The sequence below is a fragment of the Pseudomonas sp. FG98 genome, assembly GCF_057808595.1.
In genome coordinates this window covers 1-10,756 of the sequence record NZ_JBMDIJ010000133.1, presented here as the reverse complement: position 1 = coordinate 10,756, position 10,756 = coordinate 1, and the positions used below count along the sequence as shown (strand labels likewise).

Below are 10,756 nucleotides of genomic sequence, written 5' to 3'. Positions count from 1 at the left end.
GACCCGCAAGATCGATGTCGAAGCGGATGGCCTCATCGTCGGCAATGCCGACTCCCACAGGGTTTTGGGCCAGTCACAGTCTCTGTGTTCGGCGCGGACCCTGTGGGAGCTGCTTTAGCTGCGAAGGACCGTCTCCCCAGGAGCGAGCGCCAGTGGATTCAAATACGCATGTTTTTCCGTCAGGTGATGGGCACGCTGATCGTCGACTTCGCCTGGGCGATCTTCAGCAGGGCCTTGCCGATTCTCACATTGACCCGCGCGCCTTCGAGCACGCTCTGGTCGCGGGCCTTGCGCTGGTCGGGCAGGGCATCCAGCGCCGATATCACGGTATCCAGATGCTCGGTGGCCGTGCGGATGGCTTCGTCGTGGGTCAGGCCGGGACGAATGGAAAGGACGGGTGGTGGATCGGGTACGAGTTTCTTCATGGTGGTACACCTACGTGGGTGGAAGGGGTGCCACGTCTCGCTGCTAAACGATGGGTGGCGACTGTGCATGGGTTAGCAGACCGGACACGTAGGAACCCGGCGCACCCGAAGGTGCCCACACGCACAGCCGCCATGACTGGTTGCTGATGGGTAAATACGTGTTCGGACTGCTAATCCGGTCATCGATTTGGCGACGACCGGCGAAGACTAGGCAGCGTTTCCACGACACGCAACCACCAGGCGGGGGCGGGGAGTATGCTTGGGAAATTGCCTACAAGAAAGTCGGACCAAGGTGAATTTTCGTGGCGGGATGAGACAGGGTTTCAGCGATCTGCCACAAGGGTTCGAATCCACCGGGTGAGGCGAATCCGGACCTTGTGGCAGGTCACTTGGCCAATCAGCCGAGACGGCCTTGCAGCACTGAAGTGGCCTCTTCGGCGGTCAGCAGGTGCCCGGTAGTGACGCGACGGGTCAGGTCCGGCTGCACGGCATTGCTGTTGCCGCCACCCTGCGGTGCGCCCCAGGTCACTACCCGGCCATCCGCGGTCAAGGCGGCGAAGGCACAGCTGGTGGCATAGATCGCCCGCACATCGGTCAGCCGGTCGGCGACCGCAGAGGTGTCCCCGCCACAGTCGTCCCGGCCCCAGGCGACTACAGTTCCGTCGCTGCACAGCACGGCGAATGCACCAAGGTTGCTGACGACCTGGACAATGTCTGACCTGTCCTCGGCCTCGGGACTCAGTCTCCCGCCATACGTCTCGTCACCCCAGGCGGCCACCTTGCCGTTTTCCAGTTGAGCGCAATAGGCGCTCGCGGTGGCGGCAACGGCCACGACATTGGTCAGGCGGGCAATCTCCTCGGGTATGTTGCCGCCGCTCTGGCTGGATGGCCAGGCCTTGACCTCGCCGGTTTCCAGAATAATGCAGAAGGAGGTGGCGGCAGCTGCGGCGAGATGCCTGATATCGGTACGCGCGACAATGTGATCGGGCACCTGGCCGGCGACTCCCCAGCCAATCACGCTCTTGCCGTCGCCGAGGTCACGCAGCGCGATAAAACTGCCCGAGTTGCCGATGATCTGCACGATATCGTCGAGGTGCTCCTGCCCCTGGAGCAGCTTTCCACCGCGCTCCGGGTCGCCCCAGGCCACCATATGCCCGCTCTGGCGCAAGGCGGCGCAGGCGTAATGGGTAGAGCACAGCTCGACATAGTCGTTGTGCTGCAGCACAGGCGGTGGCACTGGAACGACCGGCCCGTCGCCCCACGCGAGCAGCGTACCGTCCTGTCTGCGGCCGATGAACGCCGAGCCTCCATTGTGAACCTGTTCGAACTTGCCCTGGGGCCTGGCCGGCGCGCCACCATATTTCGGGTTACCCCAGCAAGCCACGTCGCCGTTGCGCAGGCGGGCGGCGAAAGCAGAATTGGTCATGGAAATTGCCGCGACGTTCTCCAGGACGATCTGTGGGTCATCCAGCTGTCCACCAGCGAACGGGTCCCCCCAGGCGACCATATCGACCACCAACTCGTCGCCATCGATGACTTCATCGCGCATGGCCACGAACGCGGCAATGGCGAGATTGTGACCGTTGCCGACGATATTGAGCGCATGACATACCCAGGTTTCGCTGGCACTGCGCACATAGAGCTTAAGCCAGGGCTTTTCGTCGACCCATTCGCTTGCCACGAGCCATTGCTCGCTACCTTCGTAGCGCCAGGCGACGCGTAGCGGTGCCTGGGTGGTGTCATGCAGGGCCCTGAGCCGGGTCGGCTTGTTCCTTCCGCTGTAGTAATGGTGAAGGGCGCGTGCGCCCATGATCCGCAGTGGCCCGGCGTCTATTCCCTCGCGTTCGCCGACGCTGAATTCAAGCACCCCGGACAGTTGGCTCGTTTCACCGGGCGTCTCGACCCAGTAGGACAACTGGATGTCCTGATCGCGATATTCCTCGACCTGTTCGCGACTCATGTAGAACACCACATCCTCGCCCACCATTGGCGCGCTTATCGGCATGGAGTCATCGTGGTTGCTACCGTCGCTGGCACGCCAGGCTAGATGTGCCGTTTGCCGGTCATTCATGCCGGGCCAGTGCGGCACGATGATCTTCAGCCCGGTAGGCAGGTTGTCCGGATCGAGCACGCCATCCACCAGCGCTGGATCGGTCGAGGGTGCCGGCAGTTCGCCTTGGGATTCGCCGACCTTCAGGTGCTCGCGATCGGACTCCAGTCTCATGTCGATGCTGCGTTTGTACAGCTGGTAGTAGACAACCACGGCGCCACCTTCAAGTGGCGCGATGGCCTCGCGAGGGATGTCGAATACCATCGGCTGCCCGGCACTTCCGCTGCTGACATTGCGCGACTCTTCATGCAACAGGGTGCTGCCGTTGGCCCGGGTGCCGAGCCAGGTGAGGTAGGCAATATCGCCGGCTTCCAGCACATCGCCGGTGATGGTCACCGTGGTTTGCTCCAGACTGGGGTCGAGCATACCGTTCTGAGCATCTTTCACGACCGGCTTGGGCAGCTTCTGCTCGGCACCGATGAAACTGGCGAAGGCGCGCTTGGAATGACCTGCCGGAGCACCGTCGCGGGTGACGGTATACGAGGCCACCCCGCGTCCGCCGCCGAGCACCCGCACATCGCCGTTGGGAATGATGAAGGGCATTACCTGATTGGGCCGGGTGACCGTTTGCGGTTCGGGAACGAAGGTGACCGGCAGCCCCTGCGCAGTGGTGCCAGTCCAGGTCAGGCTGATCACATCGCCGACCAGCAGACCGTTGTTGTAGACCATGACATTGACCAGCAGGTCGTCATCACCCAGGTCGTCGAGATGAATCACCTCGTAGGGATCGGCCGCCGGATCGGGGTTCTCGATCATCGGCGCGTCGAACAGATCCTCGCCGACTTCGACCGTGATGGTGGTGCGGATCGACCAGTCGCTGGAGATGTTGTGCACTTCGTCGCGGACCCGGTAGACCAGGATCAGGTTTTCATCGGCTCCGGCAGCGAGGATGGTGGCCTCGCCTACAAGGATGTCCAGCGAACCGGCATCCACCTCGGCCTGGGTCACCTCGTGGACCAGCAACTCGCCGCCCCAGCTCAGGGTGATGCGGTCGAACTCGCGCATGTTGGGGTAGCCGGCGATGGTGACCTTGACCCCGTTCTTGGCCGCTTCCTCGTCGATGATGCCGCTGGGTGGCAATTCAGGCTGCGGAGCCAGCAGATTCTGATGACCATCCTCGTCCGGCGCAGGGTCGGTCCCGCCGGGAAACACCGTGCGCACAAGAATGCTGAGGGGCAGGGTGGAGCCGCCATTGCCGCCACCGGTGCGGGTAACCGTGGCGTAGAGGTCATGGACGCCTTCGGGAATACGGTTAGCAGGCACGTACAGCGGAAAGTGCGCACCGACCTGCTCGGGCAGGACGGTCCCGGTCGCCACGGGAGTCTCGTCTGCGCCCCAGAACACCTGGACCCAGTCGCCGGCCTGCATGTTGAGGTAGTGCAGAAGCTGGACCAGCAGGCCCTCTTCGTTGGAGTGGATGATGTTGTAGTTGAGGCCGCCATCAGCGCCCGGGGTTTGAACGGGGCGGATCAGCGAGGTGATATGGAGCGGGTCGAGATTGAGAATATCGCTTGGATCACTGCCGGTTTTTTCATCGCGGGTCATGGCGGTCTCCTTGGCCTTTCCAGGCTGCTCGCGGATAGCGTTGAGGAAATTGAAAGGCCAAATGGAACAGGGGCACAACTGACAGAAATAACAGGTGGGCGTGATCAGCTCCTGACAAATCGAGGCAATTCAATGAGCTGTCGAGTGTGGAAAAAGTCAGTCCGGCAAGGCCTCGACCGCGAAGGTAGCGCTCGGTCGAGGTCTTGCCAGCGGAGGCTCAGTTGCGGGACTGTTCTGTCACCCCTACGGCATTGACTTGCGCCGCTTCGTCGCTTGAAAGGCGGCGCTGGGCAGTGACCTTGCCTTCCAGTTCCGGCTGGACTTCATCGCTGTTGCCGCCACCATCGTACTGGCCCCAGGTCACCACGCGGCCATCCTTGGTCAGGGCGGTAAAGGCCGAGATGTTGGAGTAGATCGCCCGTACATCCTGCAACTGTTCGGCAATCTTGCTGGTGTCGCCGCCGAACTGCGCCTCTCCCCAAGCAACTACGCTGCCATCGCTGCACAGTGCGGCGAACGCATGGAAATTGCCGATTACCTGGACAATGTCCGTTCTGTCCGCCACTGCGCGTGGCAGCTTTCCACCCCGTTCGTCGTGCCCCCAGGCGACCACCTTGCCGGTGCTCAAACGGGCACAGAACGCGTAGCCGGTGGCGGCAACCTCCACCGCGTTGGTCAGGGCGCCGATACTGGTCGGTACCTTACCGCCATAGTCGTAGGCATTGTTGACTGGCCAGGCTTTCAATTCGCCGGTTTCCAACTGGATGCAGAATGCGCCACTGGTGCTTGCGCAGATGCGCTTGACGTTGGTGAGCCGCGCGATAGCGCTTGGTATGAGGCCACCAAGATTCTCATTTCCCCAGGCGATGACGCTTCTCGCCCCGCGGTCATCCCGCAGTGCGGCAAAACTATAGAAGTTGCCGGCAAGCTGGACGATATCGTCGTAGGCGTCGTGACCGTCCCGGAGCTGGCCACCATGATTTGGACTACCCCAGGCTACGATGTGGCCACTGGCACGGCGCGCGGCGAAGGCTTCGCGCGAGCCAAGCACTTCGACGTAGTTGTTGTACTGGGTGATTTCATCCGGAATCGGCATGCCGATTTCCAGGTATCCCCAGCCATACAGCTCGCCATTGTCTTTTTGTGCGACGAAAGCGTTCTCACTGCCGCTGATCTGTTTTATTCCCCCCTTGTCCAATTCCGGGGTGTGGCCCAATTCAGATCCCCCCCAACTGGTGGCCTTGCCGTCAAGCATCAGGATTGCGTAGCCGTAGGCTGCGCTAGCGACTTGGGCCACGTTCTTGATGAAGTGCACGTGATCCGGAATTTCCTCAGTGATCCACCAAGGACCCCAGACCACCAGGTCGGTTACCGGACCGTGAGGGCCGTCGGTCTCGTCGCGGATTGCCGCAAAGGACCCCCATCCTGTTTCACTGGAGGGGGTGCCATTACCAACGATATTGAGCGGCCGGCACTCCCAGGTTTCGCTGCCGCTGCGTACGTAGAGCTTCTGATGGGGTTTGCTGTCGAACCAGTGGGTAGCGCTGGTCCACTGCGAGTCGTCCTCGTAGCGCCACTGGGCGAGGGCTGGCGCCAAGGTGTCTTCGTCGAGGGCGCTGATCATTCGTGGCATGGCTGCTGATCGCCAATAGCTTTGCTCCCAGCGTGCCCCCATGACCCGTAGTGAGCCATCGCCGATGCCCTCCCTGGCACCCACGCGGAACCGCGCTATGTCTGATGCCAGCGCGGGTTGGCCGGGGCTCTCGATTCGGTAGGACAGCTCCACGTCCATATCCACAAAGGTATCGATCAAGGTGCGATCCATGTAGAACACCACGTCGTCGCCGACCATGCCCGGGCTGATTGGCAGGCTGTCGTTGTGGTATTGGCCATTGCTGGCTTTCCAGCTCAGGTGCACGGTCTGCTCGGCTTGCATGCCTGGCCAATGCGGGATAACGATTTCCAGCTCGATGGCAATCTCTGCGGGATCGAGAACACCGTTGTCGGCAGGCGGACGGGTAGAAGGTGCTGGCAGCTCGCCGCGGGCTTCGCCTACCAGTGCTCGCTCATGCTCGGAAGGTAGCTCCACGCCGGTGTCGCCCTTGACCACTTTGTAGTAGACCGTGACGCTGCCGCCATCCAGGGGAGCGAGCAATGTCTCGCCGTCGATGGCGAGCGTCACCGGCTTGCCGGCATTACCGCTGCTGATGCCGCGTGTGAATTCCCGCAGCAACGGGCGGCCATCTGCCCGCGTACCGAGCCAGGTCACATGAAGGGTATCGCCACCCGCCAGAGCATCGCCGGGTACTACCAGGGACGTTGAGGCCAGGGTCGGATCGAGCACGCCTGCCACGGCATCGGGCAATTCCGGTTTGGGCAAGCGCTGCTCGGCGCCGATGAAACTGACGAAGGCACGCTTGGACCGACCTGCCGCAGCGCCGTCGCGACTGACGGTGTAGGAGGCCATCCCGCGTCCACCACCCAGCACCCGCACATCGCCATTGGGGATGATGAAAGGCAGCGCCTGGTTGGGCCGGGTGACCGTCTGTGGCTCTGGCGTGAAGACGACTGGCAGGCCCTGCGCAGTGGTGCCGGTCCAGGTCAGGGTGATCACGTCGCCGACCAGCAGGCCGTTGTTGTAGACCATCACATCGATCAGCAGGTCGTTGTCGCCCAGGTCGTCGAGATGGATCACCTCATAGGGATCGGCGTCAGGGTCGGGGTTTTCGATCCATGGCGCGTCGAACAGGTCCTCGCCGACTTCCACGGTGACCAGGGTACGGATCGACCAGTCGCTGGAGATGTTGTGCACTTCATCACGCACCCGATAGACCAGGATCAGGTTTTCGTCAGCGCCAGCGGCAAGGATGGTGGCCTCGCCGACCAGAATGTCCACTGAGCCAGCATCCACTTCAGCCTGGGTCACTTCGTGGACCAGCAACTCGCCGCCCCAGCTCAGGGTGATGCGGTCGAACTCGCGCATGTTGGGGTAGCCGGCGATGGTGACCTTGACCCCGTTCTTCGCCGCTTCCTCGTCGATGATGCCGCTGGGTGGCAGCTCGGGCTCAGGGGCCAGCAGATTCTGATGACCATCCTCGTCCGGCGCAGGATCGGTCCCGCCGGGAAACACCGTGCGCACGAGAACGCTGAGGGGCAGGGTGGAGCCGCCATTGCCGCCACCGCTGCGGGTAACCGTGGCGTAAAGGTCATGGACGCCTTCGGGAATACGGTTAGTAGGCACGTACAGCGGAAAGTGTGCTCCGACCTGCTCGGGCAGGACGGTATCGGCGACCACGGGGGTATCGTCATCGCCCCAGAACACCTGGATCCAGTCGCCGGTCTGCATGTTGAGGTAGTGCAGAAGCTGGACCAGCAGGCCCTCTTCGTTGGAGTGGATGATGTTGTAGTTGATGCCGCCATCAGCGCCCGGGGTCTGGACGGGGCGTATCAGCGAGGTGATATGGAGCGGGTCGAGATTGAGAATATCGCTTGGATCACTGTCGGGTTTTTCATCGCGGGTCATGGCGGTCTCCTTGGCCTTTCCAGGCTGCTTGCGGTAAGCGCTGAGCAGATTGAAAAACCAAGCGAGGCGGCGGCACAACTGACAGAAATATCAGGTAGCCGCCGCCTTTTCTCGAAACCCCAATGGATTCAAATGACTGGCGAGATCAATGCGATGCCGCCAATTTTGCACCGGTTTGCCGACGGCGATAGGCGCTGTCGCGGGTGGCCAGCCAGTAGTACAGCGGCGAGGTGATCAGCAGCCCGACCAGCCACGACAGGTCGGCACCATCGATATGCGCCGAGACCGGACCGACGTAGAGCGGGGTGTTCATGAACGGGATCTGCACCAGGATACCGATGGCGTAGGCCAGCAGCGCCTGCGGGTTGTAGCGGCCATAGATGCCGCCGTCGACCTTGAAGATCGAGGCGATGTCGTAGTCGCCCTTGTGGATCGCGTAGAAGTCGATGAGGTTGATCGCAGTCCACGGCACCAGCACCACCAGCAGCACCAGGACCATGTCGACGAAGTGGCCGATGAAGTCCGCCGAGGCGAACACCGCCACCACGCAGCAACCCAGCAGCACGATCAGCGACAGCACGGCGCGGCTTTTCGCGGTGGGGATCCAGCGGTAGGCGAAGGTCTGTACCAGGGTGATCAGCGACAGCACCGCGCCATACAGGTTGAGGGCGTTGTGGCTGATCACGCTGAGCAGGAACAGCACCAGCATCAGCGGGCCGATGGCGCCGGTGGCGAGTTTGACTGCGTCCATGCTGTCCATCCCCGCCGGTACCGCCAGCACCGCGACGGCGCCGAACACGAACGACAGGCTGGAGCCCAGGGCCGAGCCCAGGTAGGTGGTCCAGAAGGTCGCCGCCACCGGGACGTTGGCCGGCAGGTAGCGCGAGTAGTCGGAGACGTAGGGGGCAAAGGCGATCTGCCAGAGCGCGGCGAGGGACACGGTGGCCAGCCAGCCGGACAGGTTGAAGCTGCCGCGGGTGAGGAAGTCGTCGGACTGCACATGGGTGAGGATATAGCCGAAGCCGACCACGATGCCGATGCCCAGTACCCAGGTGCCGATGCGGTTGAGCACGTGAATGAAGCGGTAGCCGATGATGCCGATGACACCCGAGCCGAGGGCGCCGATGACGATGCCCACCGGCACTGGCACGCTGTCGGCCACGCCGTGCAGCGACTTGCCGGCGAGCACGATGTTGGAGGCGAAGAAGCCGATGTACATCAGCCCGGCGATCACCACCACCAGCAGCGCGCCGAGGGAGCCGAACTGGGCGCGGCTCTGGATCATCTGCGGGATGCCCATCTGCGGGCCCTGGGCCGAATGCAGCGCCATCAGCACGCCGCCGAGCAGATGCCCGACGAGGATCGCAACGATGCCCCAGACCAGGTTCAAGTGGAACAGCTGGACCCCGAGGGCCCCGGTGACGATGGGCAACGGCGCGATATTGCCGCCGAACCAGAGGGTGAACAGATCTCTTACCTTTCCATGGCGATCTTCGGGTGGCACGTAGCCGATCGTGTGTTTCTCGATAAGCGGTGCGGATGACGCTGCGTTGGTCATGACGGACTCCAAGGCAAGGATGAGCACGCTGGGCATGCTTCGGTTGGCGTCGCCGGGGCGGCGCCTTTCTTGTAGGGGGCCGATCTTGAGGGCGAGGAGGGGGGCGGCGAAATTAGTAAATATGTGTTTTCAGGCGTTAAAAAAACTGGGTGGGGTGCTCGTATCCCCGAGGAGGGCTGCCAGGCAGGTTCTTCCACTGACGGAAGGGTTTGCGGCTAGAATCCGCGCTTTCGCCTTCCAGACAGGAGTCACACAGTGCGGGTCCTACCCCTTCCGCGAACCCTGGTTCGCCTGCTGTTCTGCGGATTTTCCGCTTTCATGCCGCTGTTTGCCGGCGCCACCGATGTCCGTGGCGAACTGGACACTGCGCACTTCCAGGGCCTGTCCCGGTCCACCTACCAGTTGGAGCAATTCTCCGAGCGTTATCGCGCGACCCTGGAGATCTCCGATGCGGACGATGTGTTCCTGCCCGGCATCATCAGTGTCTATGCCAAGGACGGTGGGCCGGCGCTGGTGCAGGTCAGGTCGGAGGAACTGGTGCTGAACAAGCAGAACGGTTCCGAGGAGGTGCGGGTCAATGTCCACGAACTGCCCTATGGCGAGCAGAGCGTGCTGGTCTACCAGGACTTCAACCTCGACGGGATCAAGGACCTGGCCCTGATGGACGGTCAGTTCAGTTGCTATCACGGGCCGTCCTACCAGGTCTTTCTCGGCACCGCCGATGGCTTCCGTCACAGTGAATCCTTCACCCGCCTGGCCCAGGATTATTGCGGATTGTTCTCGGTGGACGAAAAGACCCGGGAGATCGACGTCTTCACCAAGGATGGCTGTTGCTGGCATGAGTCCAGCATTTTCTCCCTGGAAAATGGCGAGCCGATATTGAACAGACGCGCTTCGTTCGGCCAGAACTTCTCCACCGGATTGGTCGTGGAGAGCATCGAAGAGCGCCGCGACGGCAAGATGGTCGCTAGCGTGCACCGGTACTGGAACAACGATGATCCGCCCGAGGTGCTGCTGTCTTTCCGCCTCGCGCCATCGGGCAAGAAGGTCGTGCTGTTCAAGACCCCGGACGAAGACAGGCTGGCCTATGTTGCACTGGGCAAGGAAGACGAAGCGGTGCTGTTCTATCCGGAAAAGGAGGGTGAAGGTTTCCAACGGGAGGGGCAGGGCCTGAGTTTCGTGCGCGGCGATACCACCTACCGCATCCTGGCCGACGAGCAGGGCCGGCTGCTGAAGATGCAGGTGGAAGTGAAGGGCAAGGTGACCGACCTGAAACTGATGCCGGATGGCGTGGAAGGCTCGCTGGACAAGGTGGTGGCGGCTTTGGTGGAGGCTGGCTGAAGACTTCTTCCTATGTCTGGCCTGGATCCTGCGGCTGGCCCGGCTCCCTGTGGGAGTCGGCGTTGCCGACGATGAGGCCGGCAGCTTCGACATCGGTCTTGCTGGTCGGGTTGTTCTGCCTGCCTCATCGCTGGTAAGCCCCCACAGGTTGCTGTGTCGGGCCTGGATCCTGCGGCTGGCCCGATACCCTGTGGGAGCCGGCTTGAACTGGCCTAATGATCCCGGACACCTCTTAAGGGCGATATGATTCGCCC

5 protein-coding genes are annotated in these 10,756 nt (G+C 62.3%); 1 reads left to right on the top strand and 4 read right to left on the bottom strand.

Annotation, left to right across the window (positions count from 1 at the left end):
- Positions 1 to 179 precede the first annotated feature (179 nt).
- The 4 genes from ACODSK_RS31330 to ACODSK_RS31315 all read right to left on the bottom strand — a co-directional run bounded on the left by ACODSK_RS31330 (position 180) and on the right by ACODSK_RS31315 (position 9,161).
- The gene (locus ACODSK_RS31330) at positions 180 to 425 is read right to left on the bottom strand and encodes a hypothetical protein (RefSeq protein WP_489021846.1); all 246 of its coding nucleotides are present in this window, start codon (positions 423 to 425) and stop codon (positions 180 to 182) included.
- A gap of 397 nt (positions 426 to 822) precedes the next feature.
- Positions 823 to 4,080, bottom strand: coding sequence for an RCC1 domain-containing protein (locus ACODSK_RS31325; protein ID WP_489021844.1), 3,258 nt, complete (start codon positions 4,078 to 4,080; stop codon positions 823 to 825).
- A gap of 217 nt (positions 4,081 to 4,297) precedes the next feature.
- Positions 4,298 to 7,603 (bottom strand): RCC1 domain-containing protein, encoded by a 3,306-nt coding sequence (locus tag ACODSK_RS31320; RefSeq protein ID WP_489021842.1) that lies wholly within the window; start codon positions 7,601 to 7,603, stop codon positions 4,298 to 4,300.
- 145 nt (positions 7,604 to 7,748) lie between these two features.
- Positions 7,749 to 9,161, bottom strand: coding sequence for a purine-cytosine permease family protein (locus tag ACODSK_RS31315; RefSeq protein ID WP_489021840.1), 1,413 nt, complete (start codon positions 9,159 to 9,161; stop codon positions 7,749 to 7,751).
- A 255-nt stretch (positions 9,162 to 9,416) separates the two neighbouring features.
- Between ACODSK_RS31315 and ACODSK_RS31310 the strand changes: the two genes are divergently transcribed.
- Positions 9,417 to 10,502: an XAC2610-related protein gene (locus tag ACODSK_RS31310; protein WP_489021838.1), complete on the top strand. Its 1,086-nt coding sequence runs from the start codon at positions 9,417 to 9,419 to the stop codon at positions 10,500 to 10,502.
- Positions 10,503 to 10,756: the final 254 nt, after the last annotated feature.